Annotated in this window: 27 protein-coding genes, 1 pseudogene and 3 riboswitches; of the genes and pseudogenes, 25 read left to right on the top strand and 3 right to left on the bottom strand. The window is 45.8% G+C overall.

Translation table 11 applies throughout. The annotated features are described in order from the left end of the window. Positions 1-61: 61 nt before the first annotated feature. The gene (locus AF333_RS19745; RefSeq protein WP_043064749.1) at positions 62-1,405 is read right to left on the bottom strand and encodes a 5'-deoxyadenosine deaminase; all 1,344 of its coding nucleotides are present in this window, start codon (positions 1,403-1,405) and stop codon (positions 62-64) included. Positions 1,406-1,454: 49 nt separating this feature from the next. Next, positions 1,455-2,834, bottom strand: a complete 1,380-nt coding sequence (locus AF333_RS19740) for an NCS2 family permease (RefSeq protein ID WP_043064750.1) — start codon at positions 2,832-2,834, stop codon at positions 1,455-1,457. Between the two features lie 138 nt (positions 2,835-2,972). Continuing rightward, a riboswitch (purine riboswitch) is annotated at positions 2,973-3,073 on the bottom strand. A gap of 203 nt (positions 3,074-3,276) precedes the next feature. After that, positions 3,277-3,378: riboswitch (purine riboswitch) on the top strand. Positions 3,379-3,468: 90 nt separating this feature from the next. Here AF333_RS19740 and AF333_RS19735 point away from each other — a divergent pair. From AF333_RS19735 to AF333_RS19730, 3 genes are read left to right on the top strand one after another with little or no spacing between them, the layout of a single operon-like run. Next, a complete protein-coding gene (locus tag AF333_RS19735; RefSeq protein ID WP_052811861.1) occupies positions 3,469-4,158 on the top strand; it encodes an NTP transferase domain-containing protein in 690 nt (229 codons plus the stop codon). Next, the gene (locus AF333_RS35820) at positions 4,140-4,280 is read left to right on the top strand and encodes a hypothetical protein (RefSeq protein WP_235356604.1); all 141 of its coding nucleotides are present in this window, start codon (positions 4,140-4,142) and stop codon (positions 4,278-4,280) included. The genes AF333_RS19735 and AF333_RS35820 overlap by 19 nt, the downstream gene beginning before the upstream one ends. Further along, complete coding sequence (locus tag AF333_RS19730; RefSeq protein ID WP_074715048.1) at positions 4,258-4,830, top strand: xanthine dehydrogenase family protein molybdopterin-binding subunit; 573 nt, start codon at positions 4,258-4,260, stop codon at positions 4,828-4,830. Before AF333_RS35820 ends, AF333_RS19730 begins: the two co-directional genes overlap by 23 nt. A gap of 61 nt (positions 4,831-4,891) precedes the next feature. Here the strand turns inward: AF333_RS19730 and AF333_RS19725 are convergent, their stop codons facing one another. Continuing rightward, complete coding sequence (locus AF333_RS19725; RefSeq protein ID WP_043064751.1) at positions 4,892-5,365, bottom strand: NUDIX domain-containing protein; 474 nt, start codon at positions 5,363-5,365, stop codon at positions 4,892-4,894. Between the two features lie 189 nt (positions 5,366-5,554). Then, positions 5,555-5,659: riboswitch (glycine riboswitch) on the top strand. 158 nt (positions 5,660-5,817) lie between these two features. On the opposite strand from AF333_RS19725, the gene lpdA reads away from it, so the two are divergent. The 22 genes and pseudogenes from lpdA to gerQ all read left to right on the top strand — a co-directional run bounded on the left by lpdA (position 5,818) and on the right by gerQ (position 23,966). Then, a complete protein-coding gene (gene lpdA, locus AF333_RS19720; RefSeq protein ID WP_043064752.1) occupies positions 5,818-7,233 on the top strand; it encodes a dihydrolipoyl dehydrogenase in 1,416 nt (471 codons plus the stop codon). Between the two features lie 24 nt (positions 7,234-7,257). Next, complete coding sequence (locus tag AF333_RS19715; RefSeq protein WP_043064753.1) at positions 7,258-7,452, top strand: 5'/3'-nucleotidase SurE; 195 nt, start codon at positions 7,258-7,260, stop codon at positions 7,450-7,452. Between the two features lie 185 nt (positions 7,453-7,637). Then, positions 7,638-7,991: a Na-translocating system protein MpsC family protein gene (locus AF333_RS19710; protein WP_043064754.1), complete on the top strand. Its 354-nt coding sequence runs from the start codon at positions 7,638-7,640 to the stop codon at positions 7,989-7,991. Positions 7,992-8,265: 274 nt separating this feature from the next. Continuing rightward, positions 8,266-9,597 (top strand): nucleobase:cation symporter-2 family protein, encoded by a 1,332-nt coding sequence (locus AF333_RS19705; protein WP_043064755.1) that lies wholly within the window; start codon positions 8,266-8,268, stop codon positions 9,595-9,597. A gap of 57 nt (positions 9,598-9,654) precedes the next feature. Beyond that, on the top strand, positions 9,655-11,127 hold the full coding sequence (locus AF333_RS19700; protein ID WP_080787634.1) for a dihydroorotase: 1,473 nt from the start codon (positions 9,655-9,657) through the stop codon (positions 11,125-11,127). Between the two features lie 82 nt (positions 11,128-11,209). Further along, positions 11,210-11,803 (top strand): cysteine hydrolase family protein, encoded by a 594-nt coding sequence (locus tag AF333_RS19695; protein ID WP_043064756.1) that lies wholly within the window; start codon positions 11,210-11,212, stop codon positions 11,801-11,803. 40 nt (positions 11,804-11,843) lie between these two features. Continuing rightward, positions 11,844-12,410 carry a UbiX family flavin prenyltransferase gene (locus AF333_RS19690; protein WP_043064757.1) on the top strand — a complete coding sequence of 189 codons (567 nt, stop codon included), beginning with the start codon at positions 11,844-11,846 and terminating at the stop codon, positions 12,408-12,410. A gap of 12 nt (positions 12,411-12,422) precedes the next feature. Further along, a complete protein-coding gene (locus tag AF333_RS19685) occupies positions 12,423-13,772 on the top strand; it encodes a UbiD family decarboxylase (RefSeq protein ID WP_235496682.1) in 1,350 nt (449 codons plus the stop codon). Positions 13,773-13,793: 21 nt separating this feature from the next. After that, positions 13,794-14,054 carry a BMC domain-containing protein gene (locus tag AF333_RS19680; protein ID WP_043064758.1) on the top strand — a complete coding sequence of 87 codons (261 nt, stop codon included), beginning with the start codon at positions 13,794-13,796 and terminating at the stop codon, positions 14,052-14,054. A gap of 21 nt (positions 14,055-14,075) precedes the next feature. Next, a complete protein-coding gene (locus AF333_RS19675) occupies positions 14,076-15,005 on the top strand; it encodes a hypothetical protein (RefSeq protein ID WP_043064759.1) in 930 nt (309 codons plus the stop codon). 13 nt (positions 15,006-15,018) lie between these two features. After that, a complete protein-coding gene (locus AF333_RS37215; protein ID WP_074715051.1) occupies positions 15,019-15,576 on the top strand; it encodes a BMC domain-containing protein in 558 nt (185 codons plus the stop codon). Positions 15,577-15,613: 37 nt separating this feature from the next. After that, positions 15,614-15,898, top strand: coding sequence for a BMC domain-containing protein (locus tag AF333_RS19665; protein WP_217636985.1), 285 nt, complete (start codon positions 15,614-15,616; stop codon positions 15,896-15,898). Between the two features lie 6 nt (positions 15,899-15,904). After that, the gene (locus tag AF333_RS19660) at positions 15,905-16,654 is read left to right on the top strand and encodes a hypothetical protein (RefSeq protein WP_043064761.1); all 750 of its coding nucleotides are present in this window, start codon (positions 15,905-15,907) and stop codon (positions 16,652-16,654) included. A gap of 12 nt (positions 16,655-16,666) precedes the next feature. Beyond that, positions 16,667-16,942, top strand: coding sequence for a EutN/CcmL family microcompartment protein (locus AF333_RS19655; RefSeq protein ID WP_043064762.1), 276 nt, complete (start codon positions 16,667-16,669; stop codon positions 16,940-16,942). Between the two features lie 2 nt (positions 16,943-16,944). Continuing rightward, on the top strand, positions 16,945-18,756 hold the full coding sequence (locus AF333_RS19650; RefSeq protein ID WP_043064763.1) for an adenine deaminase: 1,812 nt from the start codon (positions 16,945-16,947) through the stop codon (positions 18,754-18,756). A gap of 12 nt (positions 18,757-18,768) precedes the next feature. After that, on the top strand, positions 18,769-19,452 hold the full coding sequence (locus AF333_RS19645; protein WP_043064764.1) for a cyclase family protein: 684 nt from the start codon (positions 18,769-18,771) through the stop codon (positions 19,450-19,452). 14 nt (positions 19,453-19,466) lie between these two features. Beyond that, a complete protein-coding gene (locus AF333_RS19640; RefSeq protein ID WP_043064765.1) occupies positions 19,467-20,096 on the top strand; it encodes a DUF1989 domain-containing protein in 630 nt (209 codons plus the stop codon). 3 nt (positions 20,097-20,099) lie between these two features. Beyond that, positions 20,100-21,275, top strand: a complete 1,176-nt coding sequence (locus tag AF333_RS19635; RefSeq protein WP_043064766.1) for a M20 family metallopeptidase — start codon at positions 20,100-20,102, stop codon at positions 21,273-21,275. 60 nt (positions 21,276-21,335) lie between these two features. Then, a complete protein-coding gene (locus tag AF333_RS19630) occupies positions 21,336-22,667 on the top strand; it encodes a nucleobase:cation symporter-2 family protein (RefSeq protein WP_043064767.1) in 1,332 nt (443 codons plus the stop codon). Then, positions 22,666-22,923 (top strand): annotated as a pseudogene (locus tag AF333_RS19625) (glycine cleavage T C-terminal barrel domain-containing protein); the annotation flags it as partial. The gene AF333_RS19630 and the pseudogene AF333_RS19625, both read left to right, overlap by 2 nt. Positions 22,924-23,136: 213 nt before the next feature. After that, positions 23,137-23,508: a cell wall hydrolase gene (locus AF333_RS19620; protein ID WP_080787639.1), complete on the top strand. Its 372-nt coding sequence runs from the start codon at positions 23,137-23,139 to the stop codon at positions 23,506-23,508. 11 nt (positions 23,509-23,519) lie between these two features. Beyond that, positions 23,520-23,966, top strand: a complete 447-nt coding sequence (gene gerQ / locus AF333_RS19615; protein ID WP_235356606.1) for a spore coat protein GerQ — start codon at positions 23,520-23,522, stop codon at positions 23,964-23,966. Positions 23,967-24,027: the final 61 nt, after the last annotated feature.

Genomic DNA, 24,027 nt, shown 5'->3' with positions numbered 1-24,027 from the left:
ACGCCCGCGAGTTTTTCTTATTAACGGAACATTCCACTAAGATACGGACAGTGAGCATCCATTAGACAGTAACGATAGAAGGCAGACGTTTCAGCAAGCGCTTAATGGAGCGGTCAGCTTCACTTAATACGATATTTTCATCAATTGTACGCATAATGCGATTCTCCATCAATACTTTACCATTAACAATCGTTGTTTCTACATCTGCCTTGGAGGCCGAGTAGACGATACGGGAAATAATGTCCACTTCTGCAGCAGGATAGGCATGGAACTTATTAAGGTTCAAGATAGCCAAGTCTGCTTTTTTTCCAACTTCAAGGCTGCCGATTTGGGAATCAAGACCAATGGCTTTGGCTCCGCCAATCGTAGCCATTCTGAACACGGCCTTCGCGTTCATGCACGTCGGTCCATGTGCGGGCTTCTGGATAACAGCTGCCAAACGCATCTCATTAAACATATCGAGACTGTTATTGCAAGGTGCACCATCTGCGCCTAAGCTCAAGTGAATTTCTTTGTCAAGCATGTCGGGTACGTCTGCAATGCCGGATGCCAGCTTCAGGTTGGAGCCCGGACAATGGGCGACTTTCACGTTTCTTTTCTTGATGATTTGTTTCTCTTCCTCATTTAGCCAAACGCAATGAGCAAGAATAAGGCGCTCGGTCGCCAACCCGATGTGATCCAAATATACGACGTTTCGCATGCCGCGTTCCGCTTCTACCAATTCGATTTCTGAACGGTTCTCGGAAGCATGGGTATGAATCATTGTATCGTATTGAATCGCCAAATCGCGTACGTTCGTAAGCAATTCTTCTGTGCATGATACAACGAATCTAGGGCAGAAAGCATACTGGATACGTCCGTTATCATGGTTATGCCACTTCTCTAACAAGTCGACACTCTGCTGAATGGAAGCGTCTGTTTTTTCGTGTAAGAGGTCCGGTACTTCCCCCCCCATATCCATCATGACTTTACCTGATAGAGCGCGGATGCCGCTCTGTGCAATGGCCTGTAACGCGGAATCCGTATGGTTTACCGTCTCCATGTCTACAACACAGGTCGTCCCGCTCTGAATGAGTTCTCCCGTACCTAACATAGCAGAGTAGTAGATGGATTCTTCATCATGAGATGCTTCGAGGGGCCAAATCCGCTTCTTGAGCCAGTCAAGCAGTTCGAGATCATCGGCCTGTCCACGGAACAGCGTTTGGCAAAGGTGAATATGGGTTTGGATGAAGCCTGGGATAACAACCCGATTTGTAGCGTCGATTACTTTTTCGACATTGTCATAGCGCAGGTTCGGTCCGATTTCTTTGATACAATCGTTTTCGATGTACATATCACCTTTCAAAATGCTTTCGTTTTCATCCATCGTTATAATCTGTGCGTTTTTAATTAGAATTGATGACATATAACTTTCTCCTCTCTAGTAGTTTGTGTCTAATTATTGTTCATAGGGCCTAGCCATGGTAGAAAAAGTTAATCAAAAATGCTATACTGATAATATGCACCGTCCAGGTGACCTCTTTTGCCTTGCCTGTCAGAACTTTCAATAGGCTATAGGAAATGAAGCCAAATGCTAGGCCTTCAGCAATACTGAATGTAAGCGGCATCATGATGATGGTCAAGAAAGCCGGTACAACATCGGTAAAGTCATCAAAATTAATGCGTGTAATTTCCGTAAACATGAAGGCGCCTACCAGAATGAGAGCAGGAGCGGTAGCGAAGGGAGGAACGATTGCGACTAATGGTGCGAACAGAAGTGCAATCAGGAACAAGCCCGCAACGACCAGAGCGGTAAGTCCCGTTTTTCCACCTTCAGCAATTCCTGTAGTATTCTCAAGGTAAGGGTTCATGGCTGTTGCTCCAAGGCAAGAACTGCTCATCGTAGCCAATCCATCAGCGACAAACGCTCGGTTAACATTTTCGATTTTTCCGTTTTTATCCATTAATCCGGCTCTTCTCGTCAAGCCGATCAATGCGGCTGTGTTGTCGAAGACCTCAACGATGGTGAACGAGAAAATAACGGAGATGATACCATAGCCGATCGCTGCTTTAATGTCCATCTGTAGGAATGTATCTGACAGGCTAGGTATAGAGAAAGAGATAACATCTCCAAGTCCTTTTGGCATTTGTACTGCACCCACAATCATAGCAACCACTGTGGTAGCGAGAATGCTAAGGATTAAAGCCCCTTTTACGTTTCGTGCCGTTAAAACAGCGGCAAGGATGAGACCGGCGATTGCTAGAATGGGACCTGGCGTTATAATTTTTCCAAGAGCGACCGTTGTTCCTTCACTCGCAACAATAATACCCGCGTTTTTCATTCCGATAAAGGTGATGAATAAGCCAATTCCAACCCCGATTGCCGATTGTAAGACTTCCGGTACAGACTCGATGACTTTCTTCCGGATTCCTGTTATAGCAAGGATAAAGAAAGTAACCCCTGATATAAATACAGCTCCTAATGCCGTTTGCCATGTCAACCCCATACCGAGAACAACCGTATACGTAAAGAATGCGACTAGTCCCAGTCCGGGAGCGACAGCAATAGGCATGTTAGCTAGCACTGCATACAGCAGTGTAGCGATAATGCTTGAGAAAATAACGGCGGCAATCGCTGCTTCTTTTGGCATACCGGTTTCCGAAAGCGTTCCAGGAACGACAAAGATGATATAGCTCATAGCGATGAATGTAGTAAGCCCTGCAATCAGTTCGGTTTTCACAGTTGTATTGCGTTGAGATAGCTTAAATTGTCTGTCTAGCCAGGACGTTTTCGTATTCTTCGGTTCGTTAGGTAGCGCTTCCAATTGGGGACTTGCTTCGGGATTTACCGACATGCTTTCATCCTCCTTTATTTTCATTTTACCTCGTGCTCTCGTTTTCCCTTATCCAGCGCTCCTCCTTGCAATTTTTTAAAACGCTTACATGGTTCTCACCTCCTTAAACAGCAAAAATCCTAGCCATGAGAAAAGGCACACAGGGATACCTTTTCTCGTAGCTAGGAAATTTACGGTTTCCACTAGATAGTTCCAACCCCTATTGTTGGAATTATACGAGTATATACTTTTGAAATATTTTTGTTTCTGTAAAATAACACCTGTTTAGAATTTTAAGAATTTTTTACAGTTTGTCAAAATTTAGTTCCGGTAGAAAATAAGAGAAAAAGTGAGTATATAAATATCTACCTAATATAATCAGTTAAAACAGCTATAAATAAGAAAATAAAAGATTTGAAAACAAGAACAATGTAAAATAAAGTCTAAATAATAAAAATTTTAACAAAATTATATAAAGATTGCTCGTATAACCTCAACAATATGGATTGGGGGTTTCTACTGGAAGCCACAAACTTTCCTAGCTACGAGAAAAAGCCGCTTTATGCGATTTTTTCTCGTAGCTAGGATTTTTTTTAGCTGCGTTTTTTGTGTTTTGAGAAGTCGATTTTATTAAATGTGGAAGGGGGAGATGGATATGAAGTCCATTGCTTTTACAGTAAACGGTCAAACGGTGAATGTCTCAACCTATCCGGCAAAGCCGCTGTTGGATGTTCTTAGGGACGACCTCAATCTTACAGGAAGTAAAGAATGCTGTGGAAAAGGTGAGTGCGGCAGTTGCTCCATCATATTGGAAGGAGAAGCGGTATGCTCCTGTCTTATTCTTACAGGTCAAGTGGAAGGCAAAAAGATAACGACCATAGAAGGCATCGGAACCGTAGAGAACATGGACCCGTTACAGAAAGCCTTTGCAGAAGAAGGGGCTCATGTAATAAAAAACAGGCAATGGGAGCAGGGAAAGAGCGCTTCGGTTATACGAGGGATTTCTGCGCTCGATTCTGAATGCGGAGCAGTCTTGCTCGTTAATGTCGATCAGCCCGTTCCTAGCAACTCGATTAATCAACTGATCGATTCGCATCAGCGGTTACAGGGGAAAATTCACCTCCCTGTTTTCCAGGGAAGACGGGGGCATCCGGTGCTATTTTCTACCGAGCTTTTGCCTGACTTGCGCGAAATCTCAGAGGAGTGCCAGGGTGTTAAAAGTATTATTCGAAAATATGACACCGAGATCGTACATGTGCCCATGACTGACCCATCTGTACTGTACAATTTCAATACACCTGCAGACTATGAAAAAGGAGGCCAAACATGCGAGTTTCGGAAATAGAGATAATTACGCCTGCATCCGTGCCAGAGTGTCTGTCTTATTTATCAAATACGAAAAATAAGGTGCGTCTTATCGCCGGAGGATACGCTGGAAAAGAGCGTGACATATGCTCATGTATATAATCACCTCTATGAATGTAGAAAGAACATGAGGGTAGAAGGACATTTCATGGTACCGACAGCAAAAAAGCAAATCGGGAAAAAAGCAGGTATGCCTCACTACGTGTATGGTTATCTTACACATGTAGTGCTGGTGGAAGTAGATATGTTAACAGGGGAAACGGACGTGCTCCGTGTGGTCTCAATACCGGATTGCGGTCGAGTTCTTAACAGGCAAGGACTTGAAGGGCAAGCTGAAGGCGGCGCTGTGATGGGGATCGGTTATACGTTATACGAAGATACCGTAATGGAAGGAGGGGTTCACAGAACGACTAATTTTACTAATTATATTCTTCCGACGTTCAAGGAAACACCGATAATCGAGACGATACCTGTAGAAGAGGCGGAGGCGAGTGGACCGTATGGTGCAAAGGGAATTGGCGAGGTTGTCATGATTCCAATTATCCCGGCTATCGTTCAGGCGTTGTATGATGCCACCGGTGTGCGTCTGCGTCACCTTCCCGCTACGCCGGAACGTGTTTTTCGTGCAATGAAGGAGCAAGAAATCATATAGTTTGCACATATAAAGAGAAAAGGAGGCGGGCCCTCCTCTATTTGGAAAGCCTGCCCCTATACTAGTTCATATCACCAACATAAGCGGGGAAGTCTTCCCCGTTCTTGTTTTCTAGAGTATGCCATTTGTTTTCCAGGATGGAAAGAAGCTGCTTTGGATACAGCCGATAGTTAGACAGGTTGGCTATATCTAGCCAACCTGAGCCGATTTGTCCGTTGTCCGGCTCGGCAGGAGCGGAGGGAAGGGATGCAGGGCGACAAGAAAAGATGAATTCTACCTGATGAATATCATTATGTAGCAATGCATTTTCATGGTTTTTTCCGATATATTCGCGTACGAAGAGAAGAGAACCGATATGTACGTCCATGCCCAACTCTTCCAGGCATTCGCGGCGAAGTGTTTGTGGTAACGTTTCTCCGTGTTCTTGTCCCCCTCCAGGCATGATGTAATAAATGCCTCTATCATCTCTCATTTTAACGAGCAAAACTTTGTTGTTTTGCACGATAAGCGCTTTTGCTGATGTACGTACTTTCATGGTTGCCTCCCATTTTTTATTATATTCTCGTATATTAAGATAATGTATTCATTATAGTCTATCGTTGTGGTATTGCTTGCATAAATACGGCGAAATATATTCTAATTATTATTTTTATTTTGATTAGTTTGTTGACTTTGAACTTCTTGGTGGATATCATAATACATAATCTAGCATTTTCATAAGCGAATGACTGTTGCGGGAGAGACCTGGCGCATTGCCTGGCACCGAAGGAGCAACTCCCAAAAATCCATGGGAGAGAATCTCTCAGGTAAAGTGAACCGCAATAGGACGCACCTCTGGAGAGAGCAATTGCCACCCACGGGGAATGCTTCCTGCATCTAAGGAAGACAAACTCTCAGGTAAAAGGACAGAGGAAAAGGTAGGACAAGCCTGCTTTTTCCCCTGTCCTTTTTGTGTGTCAAAAATACGAGTCAACGGAGGGAGTTACAGTGAAAGTGACAGTAGATGTACTTGTAATCGGAGCGGGACCGGGCGGGTATACGGCGGCAATCAGAACAGCCCAGCTTGGGAAGCATGTAGCGATTGTTGAGCAAGATGCACTAGGCGGCGTATGCCTAAATCGGGGATGTATCCCATCCAAAGCACTCATTTCCGCCGCTCATCAGCTTGAAGTGGTAAACGGAGCGGCTAGTATTGGAATTGAAGCGGGAGAAGCAAAAGTGAGCTTCACCAAGGTGCAAGAATGGAAGAACGGTATCGTCCATAAGCTGACCTCTGGGGTTCAATCCTTGCTGAAAGCGAATAAGGTGCAAAAGCTAACGGGGCGGGCCTCTTTTCTAAGTCCGAATGAGGTGCGAATCGAGGGAGAAGAAACGATAGCGTGCCATTTTATGCACTGCATTATTGCGACGGGTTCGCGTCCGATTGAATTACCGGCGTTTCCATACGGTGGTCGCATCCTTTCTTCTACGGAGGCGCTTGCTCTCGATGAAATTCCCCAAACCATGATCGTGCTTGGTGGCGGATACATCGGAATTGAACTTGGACAAACGTATGCTAAATTTGGAACAAAGGTAACGATTATTGAAGGGACGGATGCTATCCTCCCTGGTTTCGAAAAGGAAGCTTCACGTTTCGTCAGCCGTACACTCAAAAAATTGGGAGTCCAAGTGTTTACTCAGGCTATGGCAGAATCAGCGGAGCAAACGAACGAGGCGGTAACAGTTACATTTACGCATAAAGGGGAAGCACAGCAAGTGACGGCGGATTATTTGCTCGTAACAGTTGGACGTAGGCCGAACCTTGAAGCTCTCGGGCTTGATCAGATAGGCATTGAACATACGGAGCGCGGACTATTGCGTGTAGATGAACAGGGAAGAACGAGTGTGCCTACTATTTATGCGATCGGTGACATTGTAGCAGGAGTGGCACTGGCTCATAAGGCTTCCTATGAAGGGAAAGTGGCCGCCGAAGCGATTGCTGGGCTCGACAGTACCGTTGATTATCGGGTCATTCCTGCAGTAGTGTTCTCCGATCCTGAAATCGCAAGTGTTGGGATCAGCGAAACGGAGGCAAAGGAGCAGGGACGCAGCATTGTTACTGGGAAGTTTCCCTATGCAGCCAACGGTCGTGCTCTTTCTCTGAACGCCGGGGAAGGGTTCGTGAAAATCATCGCTGATAAAGAGGAAGGTACCGTTCTTGGAGCGCAAATCGTCGGACCGGAGGCCTCCAACTTAATTGCAGAGCTAGGGTTGGCGATTGAAGCAGGCATAACGCTTGAGGAAATCAGTCAGACCATCCATGCTCACCCGACGCTTGGGGAGATTGTCATGGAAGCTGCGGAGAGTGCACTTGGCCGTGCCATTCATCAGGTGAATAAACCGACTGCTACAGCGGTCAAGTAAACGGAATATCAGGGATGTGAACAGGTGTTGTGTACGATATTAATCACGAATGATGATGGCATCCATGCATTGGGTATACGGAAGCTGGTGGAGTGTTTGCATGAGCGGGCGAACGTATATATCGTAGCACCCGCCAAGGAGAAAAGCTCGGCAGGGTATGGAGTAACCCCGCGCGCTCCTCTCTGTGTTGACAAAATAGTGTACGGAAAAGTAAAGTAGGGATAAGAGAATGAAAAATGCTAAAAACTGGGGTTGTTCGACGGGAAGTTCTTTTTCTTGTTGAAAAAATCAGAAAAGTATTGACTATTACAAACTTTTCTGATAAATTAAAAATATAGAGAGAAGGCAACAAATTATCACGTTGACACTTGGGATGAACTAGAAGTCGATGGGGTGAAGGACCAATGGATTCAGCGTTGCTTAAATATGATAACCTTTTCAAAAGAAGGGTAACCCAGTTGTACAACAGCGTAAATCAGGAAATGTACGGCGTAGGAGTTCGCAAGCAGCAAATCGATGTATTGGAAGATAAGATAGTGATTTATGGTGAACATAAGAGAGTGCCGGGATTGACTTTTCTTCAAGGAAAGTTCGATGACCTGACGGTTCATGTTCACGCCGCATTAATAAAAGAGTTTAAATCAAGATTAAAAGAGCAAATGGAGAAGAATTTCGGCCTTAAGGTGTTTGCGATCCTAAAGGATTATGATCCTGAAACAGAATTAGCTGTAACGGTCATTCATTTTGAAAGTCAATAACATTGTTTTAGCTATATGCCGGGGTTGAGCTGTCCAATTAGGTAGTTCTTCTCCTGCGATTTCTATAATATGAAGCGGTAGCTATTGTTTTCGTTTACGAAAATGCTGGAAGCCGTAGAAATAGGATTCACTTCTATTTCTACGGCTTTTTTTGTTCTCATTTTTAAGGAGGTGGTGCCAGAAATACGCCGCAGACAAGGATGAAAGAAGATAGAAGCAAAGCGCACTGTATTCTTAGGAGGGATAAATAGAAGGGGGGAGGAGGCGAAGTAACTTGGAGAAGCTAAACGTTTGGAAGCTAGGTTTATTAGGATTCCAACACATGATTGTCATGTATGCCGGTGCGGTTATCGTACCTCTTGTGGTCGGACCGGCCATTGGTTTAACCTCGGTGCAAATCGCGTATCTAATTTCAGCTGATTTGTTCACGGCAGGTGTAGCTTCATTGATTCAAGCTATCGGTGGTAGATATGTAGGGAATAAGCTTCCGGTTATGCTGGGATGTTCCTTTACGGCGGTAAGTCCGATGATTATGATCGGCACATCGCAGGGAATAGGCGCAATCTATGGTGCGGTGATTGCCTCTGGAATCATCGTGATGATATTGGCTTCTTTTATGAGCAAGGTTGTTAAATACTTTCCGCCTATCGTAACTGGAACAGTGGTTATGCTTATCGGTTTGACACTTATTCCGGTCGCTATCAATACCGCTGCAGGAGGGATTGATTCTCCTACTTACGGTCATCCGCTTAATTTGTTTCTTGCCGGTATCACGCTGGCAGGCATTCTAACCATTAACCGATTTTTTAATGGATATATGAAAGCGGTATCTGTACTTATTTCGGTACTAGGCGCTACTATTGTTGCCAATCTTTTGGGTATCGCCAATTATTCTACAGTAGAGCAGGCACCCTGGATTCACGTGCCTCAACCGTTTTATTTTGCATACCCTACTTTTTATATCCCTGCGATTATCGTTATGGCGCTCGTTTCTATCGTCAGTATGGTGGAATCAATGGGAGTGTTCATTGCAGCTTCAGGCGTATGTGAGAAGAAAATAGGTCCACAAGATATTAAGAAAGGGCTAAGGGCAGAAGGATTAACAGTAACACTAGGGGGTATTTTTAATACTTTCCCTTATACGACATTTTCTCAGAATGTAGGCTTGCTTGCATTGACAGGAGTGAAAACGAGGAATGTTACAATCGCAGCTGGCATCATCCTCATCACGCTGAGCTTTTTTCCGAAGTTTGGAGCGATGACGACGAGTATTCCATCTCCGGTATTAGGGGGCGCGATGCTGGCGATGTTCGGAATGAATGTTGCTTCGGGTATACGCATGATGGCTAAGACTGACTTTAGCAAAAATGAAAATTTGATTGTAGTAGGGCTGTCCGTTGGCCTTGGGCTAGGGGTTACAGTTGCACCAAAGATTTTTGACAGTTTTCCAGAAGGAGCACGTCTTATTTTAGAAAACGGAATCGTCATGGGAAGTCTCACAGCGATTGTATTGAACTTATTCCTGAACGGTACGAAAGGCATTCAGGAAACGCAGAAGGAAGAAGAACACGATAATGGGATAGTTCCGGAGCAAGTGCGCGCATAGGATGCGTCTGCTTCTGAATTTATAAATTTATGAGCAAAAGAGAGGAGAAGAAAGCACATGGATTTAATACTGAAAAATGCGAATATTCCTCAGGGAGATAGACAAGTCCAGACTAATATCCTCGTAGAGAATGGGACAATCGTCGGTTTTGTCAATTCGATTAATGGCCTTCAAGCCAAAAATGTTATTGATTTGAAAGGAAAGCTTGTCGTTCCGGGATGTATTGACCCGCATACGCATTTCATGGACCCGGGGTTCACCCATCGTGAAACATTTGCCACAGGTACGATGTCAGCAGCGGCGGGAGGACTCACTACTATAATCGATATGCCGTGCTGCAGCAAACCTTCTGTACGCAGTGAAGAGAGCTTTTACGCAAAAATTGACCCGATTAAAGATAAAGCGTATATCGACTACTGCTTCTGGGGAGGCATGACTGGTGAAGATGTACGTGAAGGACTGCTTGATAATGTGTGGGGACAGAAGGAAGCGGGGGTTGTTGCTTTCAAATCCTACATGACTCCGTCGGTTCCTACATTCCCGAAAGTATCTGATGCAGAATTGCTGGAGATTTTCTATAAAGTGGCAGAGACAGGTCTGCCGGTTGGCGTTCACGCTGAAAACTATGACATTTGCAGCTTCTACACAGAGAAGCTGAAAAAAGAAGGACGACTGGACGGTCCAGCTTGGGCTGAAGCTCGTAAAGCGCTGGCTGAAAAAGTAGCTATCGAATTGATTATTAGCTATGCGGAAGAAACAGGCGCACGGGCGCACATCGTACACATGAGCACGAAAGAAGGGGCTCATCTTATCCGTCAGGCGAAAGAGCGCGGTGTGAAAATCACGGCAGAAACATGCCCGCATTATCTCGTACTTAACGCACAGGAGTCAATGACCAAATACGGCACATTTGCGAAAATCGCTCCTCCGCTACGAGGCGTTGAAGATAATGAAATTCACTGGCAGGCGCTTGCTGACGGGACGATTGATTTCGTAGGAACGGACCATGCTCCATATGAAATCCCTACGGAAAAAGCAGCAGAAGACTCGGATATTTGGAATAGCTTCCCAGGCATTCCAGGCGTTGAAACGATGGTGCCAATCCTGGTCAGCGAAGGACTTAACAAAGGTAGACTGTCCTTGTCTCGTTTTGTAGAAGTAACAAGCCGGAACGCGGCTATCCACTATGGAATTTATCCGAAGAAAGGCGCTATCGAAATTGGAAGCGACGCCGACTTCACAGTCATTGATTTGGAAAAGGAGCATGTTATTGATCAGGAGCAGACGTACTCCATGGCGAAATACAATCCGCTGCATGACATTAAACTGAAAGGCATGCCGGTTATGACGATTGTTCGCGGTAACGTTGTATACGAAGACGGCAAAGGCATTGTAGGTCAGGAAGGCTATGGCCAATATGTAAAACGTCAGAGCACACAGCAGCTTGATGCGGTTATTAACCTCACGAAATCAAATGAAAGCAAAGCGGTTAGCCAAAGCTCTGAAAAGAAAGAAAGCGTTAAATTGTAATTTTCACTATATTCCTTACCCGATTTTCAGCAATATAACCCAAAAATAAATAAATTTTGTGTAAATGAGAGGGGATCTTTCAATGTTGAAAGGAAATAAACATGCGATTGTTATTATCGATATGCTAAACGACTTTATTGGTCCGAAGGCACCGCTTCGTTGTGAAGGAGGAGAAAAGATTGTTCCGAACATCCAGCGCCTGATTGAATTTGCTCATGAGAACGGTATCCAGGTTATCCATGTGCAAGAATGGCACCGCAAAGATGACGCTGACTTCCGCGTACGTCCAGTTCATGCTGTACGGGGAACGTGGGGAGCGGATTTCATTCCGGAACTACGTCCAGAAGAAGATAAAGGGGACTACATTGTGCAGAAGCGCCGCCACAGCGCATTTTCCTACACGGATATGGATCTATTCCTTCGCGAAGAATCCATCGATACGGTTGTCCTGACTGGTGTTTGGACGAACGTGTGCGTGCGTAGCACAGGCTCCGATGCCCTTTACCACGGCTACAACGTAGTATGCATCAGTGATGGAACCTCGTCACAAGATGAAGTTATGCATGAATCCGGGCTTCGCGATATCGGCATCTTCGGCCAGGTATTCTCCACCGATGAATACATCGAGCAAATGAAGCAAAAGTTGGCGGAAAAGGAAACGAACGTTTCGGCGTAAAGCATAGGCGAGAAAAGGCTCATAGAGAGGACGCGTGTACATGAGAATTATCGTAGGAATTACCGGAGCAAGCGGTTCTCTCTACGCCTATAGCTTGATTCGAGCTTTGCACCAATTGAATGTGGAAACATTCGTCATTCCCACGGAGATGGGGAGAAAGGTTATGAAATTCGAGTGCGGTATTGATGTGGATACATTGAAGCAATACGCTACAGTACTTGATAACAGTGACCTTTTCTCCGCCGTCGCCAGCGGATCCGTAAAAACGGAAGGTATGGTTATTGTTCCATGTTCCATGAACTCACTAGGTGCAATAGCGAATGGCGTGGGAGATACGCTGATGAGCCGGGCCGCAAGCGTTGTATTGAAAGAACAAAGAAAACTTATTGTCGTTCCAAGAGAAGCCCCGCTTCACTTAATCCATTTGGAGAACATGGTGAAATTGAGCAAATCCGGCGCTATGATTATGCCGGCGTCTCCAGGATTTTACCATCGTCCCAAGGAAATATGGGAGTTGGTTAACTTTATCGTGGCACGGATTCTGGACGCATTTGATATTGACCATAGTCTGTTGGCCCGCTGGAGGGAAACCCCTATTACACAATAAATGACGGAGTAGATGCCAAGTATGAAGACCTCCATTCGACAATTAATCGATTACTGGGATCAAACGGAAAAGCTGGTTCACATCAAGAAAGAAGTGGACCCGCTTTACGAACTGGGGGCCGTAATCAATGCCTGGGAAGGGAAACAGCCTGTTTACTTTGAAAAAATCAAAGGATACAACATGCCCATGGTAGCTGGATTCGGTGGTGATCGTATTACGCTGGCCGATTCAATAGGAGCTGCGCCTGAACAGCTGGTTTCCAGGCTGATCGACGCCATCGTCAATCCTATACCGACAACGAAGTCGGCCATAGGACCGGTGCATGATAATGTTGTACTCGGAGAATTTTCCATCGACGACTTTTTTCCGATACCCACATATCATGAGAAAGATGCCGGCCCCTATCTCGTTTCTGGTGTTATGGTAGTGAAGGAACCAGCTGGCGGAAAGAGATATACTTCCATCCGGCGAATGCAATATTTAGGCGGAAATCGATGTGCGATTTGCATTACGTCTCCCGAATTAAATAACCAATACAGAGCGCTAGAAGCAAGGAACGAGCCGCTTGAGTTTGCGGTGATGTTCGGAGTTGTACCAGCGGTGGTGCTAAGTTCGCAAATCAGCACTCATCTGTTCCATGCGGATAAACTTGATGTCGCCGGTGCGCTTCTAGGAGCCTCGCTTCCAGTCGTGCAGTGCAAAACGGTCGATATAGAAGTGCTTGCTGAAGCGGAAATCGTGCTGGAAGGAAAAATGCTCCCTCATGAGCGTTACCCGGAAGGTCCCTTTGGAGAGGTGGGAGGATACTACGGAGTTGTGGAAGATAATCCGATTGTAGAATTCACTGCAATTACGTATCGCAATCAGCCCATCGCCCAAACCATTTTTCCGTCGAGCTTTGAAGAGCGTATTCCGATGTCCATCGTGCGCGAGGCGAATTTGTTGAACGCAGTGCGGCAGACGGTGCCGAACGTATTGGATGTGCATGTTACGGCTACTTCTGTAGCAAGGCTTCATGCCATCATCCAGATTGAGAAGAAAACAGAAGGTGACGCCAAGCAGGCATTGTTGGCAGCCTTTTCAAGTGATAAGGATTTAAAACATACTGTCGTTGTCAATGAGGACATCGACATATTCGACCCGGCCGATGTGGAATGGGCCATCGCGACCCGCATGCAGGCGGATACGGATCTGTTCATTGTTCCGGGAGCGAAGGGTTCGCCGTTAGAACCTTCACATAATTTGCGGGGCGTGTCGGCTAAAATGGGGATGGATGCTACCTATCCATTGGCCGAGAAGGAGCGATTTATCCGCACTTCGATTCCAGTTCCCGCCTCCTTTAATGTTAAGGATTACCTCTAGCTTTGGGAGTGGATATAAGCGATGGAAGCAATAGGTTTGTTTGAAACGAGAGGGCTAACTCCTGCCGTGGTTTCATTGGATACGATGGTCAAGGCCGCTAACGCCCGTTTGGTAGATATGAAAATAGTAGGATCAGGATTGGTCTGCGTCATTATCGAAGGAAATGTCAGTGCCGTAAAGTCGGCGATTGAGGCTGGGAAAGAGCTGTACGAAGGCAACGGCGCCTTAATCTCGTACAATGTTATTCCGCGTCCCCACTCCGATTTGGCAAGAATGTTTTAATGGCAGAGGAGGTGAGACGGATTGGCTGACATGATGAAAAATATAATCGAAGAAGTATTGTATAAAGGTGAAAAACAGAAACAACCACAAACAGATCCGTTAGCCGGCATCGGTATACAGGGCGGAGCTAGTAAACAGGCGGCGGGTATTCCTAACATTTCTCGTCCTAATTATCAAAGGCAAAAGCAGCAGAATCGATTGGGCTCTATTGCGGCCCCGTCCTCTTCATCCCCGCAAGTTCGCCCGGGGAATCAAGAAAGTCAAAGGGTGGTTTCCATACAGACAGATGCACCGGTTGAACAGCGATTGTCCGCTCTTCATCGGCTTGCAATATCACAAGTAACCCAACGAGGAGTTGCTGGATATCGAGGAAGTACGACTGCTGAAGAACCGAGATTAATCGGTAAAACGAGAGGTGAAGAGTACGTATGGTTTTATCCATCCGTAAGCTCTATGTTAGGCCAACTGCTGAACAAGCAGAACCAGGTCGGGTGCAGCGCAGGAATCATCAATAGGGAACAGGCTGGAGATGGACTTGTTTTCTTAATGGAAGAATGGCTCAAGCTACTTCCCGATGCTTCTTATGAGATTCTACCTCATGCTGTTCAGGTGTTCTCGAACGATAGGGAGAGGATGAAGCAGTTTCTCGAAGATGCCTATCGTGATTTGAATCGGAGAAGTATTCAGACGAAGAAAATTTATAAGGTGGAGCAGCCTTCCCGATTTTTACAACAGCATCTCAATATTTCGGATGGTGTAAGCGCGGCATTAGTGGAAGATATCTCTTATTTCAATAGTATTGCTCTTCTTGAGCGCTGTTTTGCAAAGTTTTCTGACATGCCTATTTCGTACGATATTAGAGAAAATGAGTTTGTCATTACGGGGCAACCCTCAATTGTAGATAGCGCCGTTCAGCAGATAAAACAAGATATTGAACAATTGTTAGTGTAAGAGGGGGGAGAAAATGGCCCTATATGCATTAGGTTTAATTGAGACGGAGGGCTATGCTACGGCGGTATCGGCTGCTGACGCGGCACTTAAGGCGGCAAGTGTCGAACTGCTGGGCGTCGAAAAAGTAATCGGCGTTAACGGAACCCTTGGTGTAACCATTCAGCTAGGGGGAGATGTCGGAGCAGTACGTTCCGCCGTCGAAGCCGGAAAGATGGAGGCGGAAAAAGTAGGTAAAGTTGTTGCGACCCATGTAATCGCACGGACTCATCAGGAAGTTAACGATAAAATTCTGCCATTATTCGCACTTTCTCCAAAGCAGGAAGAGAGCGAAGATACCGGCTTGCTGGATGTGGCTGTAGTGCCTGATGAGCCGAAGGGTGAAGACGCTTCGAACGAAAAAAAGCGAAACGGGAAACCTTCGCCGAAAAAGGAGGCGTCACCGGCTGCAGCAAATCTGTCTGACGGCAAAAATGCCCAGGAAGACAAGCGTATTGTCGAGGACAAGACCACGGTGGAAAGCAAAGCTGTCATCGAGAAAAAAGGCGAGTCGAACGAAAACACAAAGAAGTAGGTTTTGGGTCTAAAAAAATAAACGTATAGGAGAAATGATCATGGGTGAAGCATTAGGATTAGTAGAGACAAAAGGTCTAGTAGGGGCAGTAGAAGCGGCGGACGCAATGGTTAAGGCGGCAAACGTGGAGATTTGCGGATATGAAAAAATCGGCTTCGGGCTTGTAACAGTAATGGTGCGCGGCGACGTAGGTGCAGTAAAAGCGGCTACGGACGCAGGTGCGAGTGCTGCCAGTCGTGTGGGCGAACTCGTATCCGTTCACGTTATCCCGAGACCTCATAGTGAAGTAGAGCGTGCGTTGCTGGTTAAAAAAGGAGAGTAAAAATGAATGAAGCAGTCTCGAACGCAAAGCGCTCTAATTCAGAACACTTTGCTGCCGCTTCTTTACCGTAATCGAAAAGAGGAGTTGGATCGTCTGTATCCCCGGATGCTAACTCTTCTTTCCTACAGCATGGTCGGCATGGAGGAAGGAATGCAGTGCTTACAGAAGCTTCAACGTGAAGGCATACGAATGCAAATGATTGTGGATGAGGCACTGACGGAACGGTATTCCCTTCCGTCCCTCATCAATGAGACCTTACTAGACGATATCATTCTAAGCACGGACTGGAAACAGAATGATACGGATTATTCATATTTATTTATTCCGGTATTATCTGCTTCACTTGTTACGAAAATTTTGAATTTTGACGATTGCCATCCTTTTTCCCGATTCCTCCTTGAATGGCTATTCCAAGGGAAAAAAGTAGGCGCTTTATCCATCGGTTCTGATCCGTTTCAGAAAGCCTGGGGACGACGGGGATACGATGGAATGTCGCCTCTCCTAAAAACAGAGATGAAATCCCGTCTGCAAAAGCTGCGCGGGTACGGAGTTGAATTGCTTGAGGCCGGACAGGTGAGCGGATGGGTACGGAAGGCGGGTACGAAACGCCGTCAGGCTCCCTTGATTGCACGGGGGGATGTGGAAGAGGCACATCAACAGCATCGTAGTATCATCCATATTTCCGTAGATACCATCATCACCCCTTTGGCTGATGACCTTGCAAGGCAATATGGCATTCAAATCCATAGACGATGAGAGGTAAGAAACATGCACATAGGCATAGTAATCGGTCGCGTGACTTCAACGAAAAAGGATGAGAAATTAACAGGAACAAAACTTTTAATTACTCATCCAGTTGATTTGGAAGGATGTTTATCAGGACAACCGGTCGTGACTGTCGATACGGTTGGGGCAGGCATCGGGGAAAAGGTGATGTATGTGACGGGTTCCATGGCGTCCCGAGCATTTCGTAACAGTCAAGCACCTATCGATGCGGCTATCGTCGGAATTATTGACAATATAGAGATTGAGCGTGGAGGCTGAATATGAGTACGAAGACACTGAAACAGGTTATGCAATGGCGTCAGCTTATTGATACGTTACTTGATGAAAACCAGTACGCAGATATTGTACTGAAAGGCGGTTATTTCATTAACGTTATTACCCGTGAGATTTATGTGGCAGATGTGGCGCTAAAAGGTGAGCATGTATTAATGGTAGGGGACGCATCCAAATTAATCGGCCCCAACACACAAGTTGAACACATGGAAGGCAAATTTATCGCTCCAGGCTTCATCGATTCCCACATGCACTTTGAGAGCGCTATGCTGACTGTCACTGAATTTTCCAGGCTCTCTATTCCTACCGGAACGACTACGCTTATCGCTGACCCGCACGAAATAGGTAATGTGCTTGGCGTGGTAGGCATGAAAGCGATGGTTGATGAAGCGAAGACCTTGCCGAACCGTGTGCTATATACGGTTCCTTGCCTTACACCAGACGTTCCGGGACTCGAAACCGCAGGTTATGACGTGAATTCAAAAGATATGGAGGAACTGCTGACTGATTCGTATGTTCAAGGGATCGGGGAAATTCAAGGATTTGCGAATGTACGCCCTGTATTCAAGCATGCTCCAGAAATCATTACGGACCAACTCGCTTCTGTCGCTTTTGCGAAAAGCATCGGTAAAACGGTAGAGGGCAATTGCCCCGGGTTGTATGGTGAAGACCTTGCCGCCCATATCATAAGCGGTGGAACGCACATTTCTTGCCATGAAACGACCGGAAAAGAAGAGATGATGGAAAAGCTTCGTTACGGCATTACAGTGTTCATGCGTGAAGGTTCTTCACAGCGTAATATGGCAGAGTGTATTCGCGCCATTACAGAAGAAGGTATGGATTCCCGCCGAGCAGTGCTCGTATCCGATGATATGGTTCCGGAAGATCTACTGAAATACGGGCACATGAACGATATTGTACGACGTACGATCGCCCAGGGAGTAGATCCGGTTGAAGCGATTCAGATGGCTACGATTAACCCGGCCACGCACTTCGGATTCCAGCATATCGGCGTACTCGCTCCAGGAAAAATTGCCGATATCGCGGTAATTAGTGATTTAACGCAAATGACGATTGAGCAAGTGTATCTTAGCGGCAAAAAAGTAGCGGAAAAAGGAAAGCTGGTTATCGATCTCCCGAGATACGTATACCCGGATACCGTGAAAAATTCCGTGAAACGCAAGCCGCTGAAAATCGAAGAGCTCTACATTCAGGGTTCTGGATCGCAAGCTCGTGTGAGAGCGCTAGAAGTTATTCCGGATCAAAATCTGACAGGCAAAAAAGAATGTACGCTTAACGTACGGGACGGGATCATACAACCGTGCCTGCAGCAGGACGTACTGCCAATCTTTGTAGTAGAACGTCACGGACGAACAATGAACATCGGTAAAACGTTTGCACACGGCTTCAAAATTAAAGAAGGGGCTATCGCGGAAAGTGTAGCTCATGATACACACAATATTATCGCATGTGGTACGAACTATGAGGATATCCTGACGGCAATAAACCGCGTCATTGCAATGGATGGTGGTATTGCGATGATTAAAGACGGCAAGGTGGTAGGCGATTTGCCGCTTCGTGTCGGAGGACTGATGACAGACGAATTGAGTGGAGAAGAGATGAGTGAAAAAATCGCTGAGCTGCATCGTCAGGCGAAGGAAGAGTTAGGCTGTGGCATTCATGTTCCGTTTATGCACCTTTCATTCGTATCTCTGGTGACAAGCCCAGAATGGAAAATTACAGATATGGGTCTGGTAGAGGTAGATACGTATACAGTGATTCCAACAGTAATCTCATAAAGGAGGAAGGAAATGGGTTTTCGACTTGTAGATTTAACGCAGGAGATTTTTCACGGGATGCCTGTTTTTCCGTTGCACCCAAAAACAATGGTATATCGGCATATCACGCATGAAGAGTCCAAAAAGCAAGTCGGTTTCGAATTTGCGACGAACACGCTGATTATTAACGAGCACGGACCTACGCACAGTGATGCGATATATGAGTATGATCCGAGTGGGCCGACGATTGATGAGATGTCGATGGAGTATTTCTACGGTCCGTCCGTCTGCCTGGATGTCTCGCACGTATCGAAGGATGATTACATTCAGCCTAAAGATTTGGAACAAGCCCTTGCGAAGCACTCGCTGCAGATAGAAAAAGGGGATATCGTTCTTCTGTATACAGGGCATTTCAATCGCTCATATGGAACGGACGAATGGCTGACCCGTCACACTGGACTTACTTATGAAGCGGCAAAGTGGCTCGCAGAGCGAGGCGTAGTCAACATCGGCATTGATGCACCGGCCATCGACCATCCAAAAGATATGACATATGCCGGTCATTTAGTCTGCCGGGAGTACCAAATGACGAATACGGAGAACTTGTGTAATCTTGATAAAGTGGCAGGCAAGCGTTTCTTGTATTTCGGCCTTCCGCTAAAAATTCGCAAGGGTACAGGTTCGCCAATTCGCGCTGTAGCATTATTCATGGATTAGGAGGGAAAGAGAATATGAATCGCATTCAAACTGCAGGAAACGTGTATATAAAGGAAGAAGTCGTCATCCCTCCGTATGATGGAAGAAGCGTGCTTGTTCGCAAGGATGAGGAATTAGTTATTATTGATGTGGAAGGAAAACAGGTGGGAGATTTCGTTTGCTTTAATCATAATGACCATGATGAGTATGTCTCCCCTGTTCATATGCGAGCTTCCTTAAGCAGTATCCGGTTGAAGGAAGGCGATTATTTGTATAGCAATAGACGTCGTCCATTAATGCAAATGGTAAAGGATACAGTAGGTAGGCACGACTTCTTCTTTCCAGCGTGCGATTATTGGCGCTATAAAATTGACTTTAATGATGAAACACATCCGAATTGCCATGACAACTTAGAAAAGGCGTTGAAACAAAACGGTATTATTAATCGGCCTGTTCCTGATCCGATTAACTGGTTCATGAATAACCAATTGGACGAGAACTGGGATTACATTATTGAAGAGCCATGGTCGAAGCCAGGCGATTATGTACAGTTAAAGGCGCTTGAAGATGTAGTGGTCGCCGTTTCTACGTGTTCTCAGGATATGGCTCCTGTTAATGGCTTTAAGGTGACGTCCTTGAAGCTTCAGGTTCTGGGAAGGAGATAGAGCATGCCAGTTTCTTTTTTGCAAGAATTGTTACGGATTAATACATCGAATCCACCGGGGAATGAGCGCAGGATTAGTGAGTTGCTGGCGGAGCGCTGTGAACAAAGCGGTATGAAAGGAAGAATCGTAGACATAGAGGACAGCCGGAGCAATTTTGAGCTCCGGTTGAAGGGAAGCGGAACAAGTGGCAAAACATTAATGTTTTGCGGACATATTGATACGGTATCGCCCGGAAAACAGCCATGGACCCATCCCCCCTATGGGGGAGAATTGGTAGGAGATCGGCTGTATGGACGCGGGGCTTCTGATATGAAAAGCGGCTTGGCAGCCATGTTACTTGCCGTAGAAGAACTTCATAAAGGAAATGTACCGCTTAAAGGAGATATTGTTTTCTTGGCGACCGCCGGAGAGGAGGTGGACAGTTGCGGCGCACGTCATTACCATGACATGATGGGAATGGATGATATTGATGCCATCGTCATTGGAGAACCAACAAATGAAAAGGTTGTTATTGGGCACAAAGGAGCACTCTGGCTTGAAGTTAAAACATATGGAAAGACGGCTCACGGTTCGATGCCAGAACAGGGAGTAAATGCCATCGATTACATGAGCCATATTATCCAATTGATTGAATCATACAAGCTAGAATGGCACCTGGAAAAACGGCCGCTCGGGAAGAGCAGTATGGCAATTACCCAAATCGGAGGAGGTATCCAAACGAATGTTATTCCGGATGAATGCTTTATTCATATAGATATTCGTAGCATTCCTCCTCAATCTCACAATCAGTTGGTTCAAGAACTGAATACTAGGCTTGATGAGATAGCTTTACGTATTCCGTCTTTTAAGGCGGAGTGCAAGGTGCTATTGAATCGTACGTCTGTACTTACATCTCCTGCTGCTACTCTTATTAAGGATGCCCTTGCAATCCGCGGGCTAACAAAGGAACAATGCGCAGGGGTATCTTATTATACGGATGCCTCTGTACTCAATCCACATAGCGAGATTCCTACACTGATTTACGGACCGGGAGATGAAAAATTGGCCCACCAACCGGACGAATGGGTTGACGTGCCCGCTTATCTTCGTTCGATTGCTTTCTACAAAGCGCTTGCGGTTCGCTTTCTTAATGAAGAAAAACAAGAGGAGATAGAAACGAAAAAAGCCAAGGCGACATAATTTGCAATCGATTCATCATGACAATAGCTGAAAACCTTTTATCCGAGGAGGAATACTCTTATGAAGGAAAAAATTAATGTTTGGAAGCTTGGCACTCTAGGTTTTCAGCATGTATTGGCAATGTATGCGGGAGCCGTGGTCGTTCCTCTAATCGTAGGGCCGGCCATCGGCATGACGCCCGACCAAATTGCCTACCTTATTTCCATTGACTTGTTTACATGCGGGATTGCTTCCTTGTTGCAGGTAGTGGGCGGAAAGTATTTCGGAATCAAGCTTCCCATTTTAATGGGATGCGCATTTCAGGCAGTGGGGCCGATGATCGCCATCGGACAGTCTCAAGGCATTACAGCCATATATGGAGCGATCATTTCCGCAGGGGTTATTATTATGATTTTGTCGCAATTTATGGACAAAGTGCTAAAATTTTTCCCGCCAGTTGTTACTGGTTCAGTCGTTGTCATTATCGGAACGTCACTCATTGGAGCAGCCATGGGCAACATTGTGGGACAACCGGATACCCCCGGCTACGCAAGTTTGACGAATCTAATACTAGCTGGTATTACACTCGGTTCAATCCTGTTATTGAATCGATTTTTAAGAGGATATATGAAAACGATTTCAGTACTGCTTTCACTCGTTATAGGTACAGTGGTCGCTTCGTTTATCGGATTGGTAGATTATTCAGTGGTAGGGAAATCAGCGTGGGTACATATGGTAGAACCCTTCCGCTTCGGCCTTCCAACGTTCCACTTTTCAGCCATACTTAGTATGGTGCTCGTTGGTATTGTTAGTATGATTGAGTCGACGGGTGTATTTTTTGCATTAGCAGAAGTATGCGAAAAGAAAATTGATGGGAAAGACTTGAAGCGTGGCTTGCGGGCAGAAGGTATGGCTCAAGTAGTTGGTGGTATTTTCCAAGCGTTTCCTTATACAACATTTTCTCAAAACGTAGGATTGCTTGCCCTTACTGGCGTTAAGACGCGGAATGTGGTCGTAGCCGCCTGCTTAATTATTATGACACTTGGTCTATTACCGAAAGTAGCAGCATTGACTACCATCATTCCGGCACCGGTTCTTGGTGGCGCAATGATTCCAATGTTCGGAATGGTTATGGCTTCAGGAGTTCGGCAGTTGTCTCGGGTTAATTTTCAAAAAATTGAAAATATGCTTGTGATTGCGACCTCCGTAGGTCTTGGACTTGGCGTATCGATTGCGCCGGTCGTATTCTCTAATCTTCCAGACGGGCTTCGCCTGCTTGTTGAAAGCGGTATCGTAAGCGGCAGTCTTACCGCTATTTTTGTAAATATACTTTTAAATGGCGTAGGAAAAGAGAGTGTAGAAGAAACGATAGAAGCGCTGAAGTCGGAACATACGGTAGAGTCTGTATCATAGGGAAGAGGGTGTACCACGTAAGCTGGTGGGCATCGAAATGATAGAACGTGGCATTCCACGTACCGGCTATGCAATTTATCCCGTCTGTTCTTCGGCAGATAGCAAATCCATCGGTCATATTACATCGGGAACACAATCGCCGACATTGAAAAAGAATGTGGGTCTGGCGTTGCTTCCAACCGACTGTGCCATCGTTGGTAAGGAAGTTGATGTAGAAATCCGAGGCAAGCGAGTGAAGGCGAAAATTGTAAAAACGCAGGCCATACGATATCAATGGCCTGCGTTTTTTGTATATTCATCCTTGATACAGGGGAATGAAGCCCTGTTTTTTTTATTATGCGATAATTTTTATTCGTAGGCGAATCACCATTTTTTCTTTTTTTCAATATGATAAATACAGAGTGGGGAGGTGGCAAAGGTGGCGGTCATACGCACTACAAACGAAGACGTCCAACTGCTGGCAAGGCTTATGCGGGCAGAGGCGGAAGGTGAAGGCGATTTGGGAATGTTGATGGTTGGCAATGTTGGAGTAAATCGTGTACGGGGAAATTGCTTGGATTTCAAACCGATCACAAACGTTCGTCAAATGGTATATCAGACGCCGGGCGGTTTTGAAGCGATACAGAAAGGATATTTCTATCAGCGTGCAAGACCAAATGAAATTCGTCTGGCAAGAAAGGTGATTAACGGTCAAAGGTTTCACCCGGCCAGTTTCTCGTTATGGTTTTTTAAGCCGCCTGGGGATTGTCCGGCACAATGGTACAATCAGCCTAACGCGGGCCGTTTTAAGTCTCATTGCTTTTTCCAGCCAAATCCGGGAGAATGTCCCGAAGTATATTAGGGAGGATAAAAATGTCTTATATGTATAATCCGAATGTAACTACACAGGCCTATCCGCAATACGGCTATAGCTGGCCCGGGTATCCGCAAACCCAGACTCCAGGTACAACCAGTCCGGCGACACCAGCTTTTCCTACTACTCCAGCGGTACCTACAGCTCCGCCTGTGGGAGGTGCAGGTATGCTGCCTTTGGAGCAGTCTTTTATTGAAAATATTTTACGGCTGAACCGCGGGAAGGTTGCGGATGTGCATATGACGTTCGAGCGCGAAGGCGGGAGTCAGAGCCAAATATTCCGTGGAGTGATTGAAGCGGCGGGACGCGATCATATTATTCTCAGCGATCCCGAGACCGGAAAGAGGTACTTATTGCTCACCGTATATCTGGATTATGTAACGTTTAATGAGCCGATCGAGTACAGTTATCCGATCGGTCAGATGTCCACATACGCACCGAGATAATGAAGAGAAAAGTTACCGAAAAAACCGGAGCGGCATCGCTAAAAACGATGCCGCTTTTTGA

Origin of the sequence: Aneurinibacillus migulanus (assembly GCF_001274715.1) — a bacterium.
In the GTDB taxonomy this organism is placed as follows: Bacteria; Bacillota; Bacilli; order Aneurinibacillales; family Aneurinibacillaceae; genus Aneurinibacillus; species Aneurinibacillus migulanus.
Note: the sequence above shows the minus strand (reverse complement) of the source record. Positions and strands in the feature narration are given on the sequence as shown.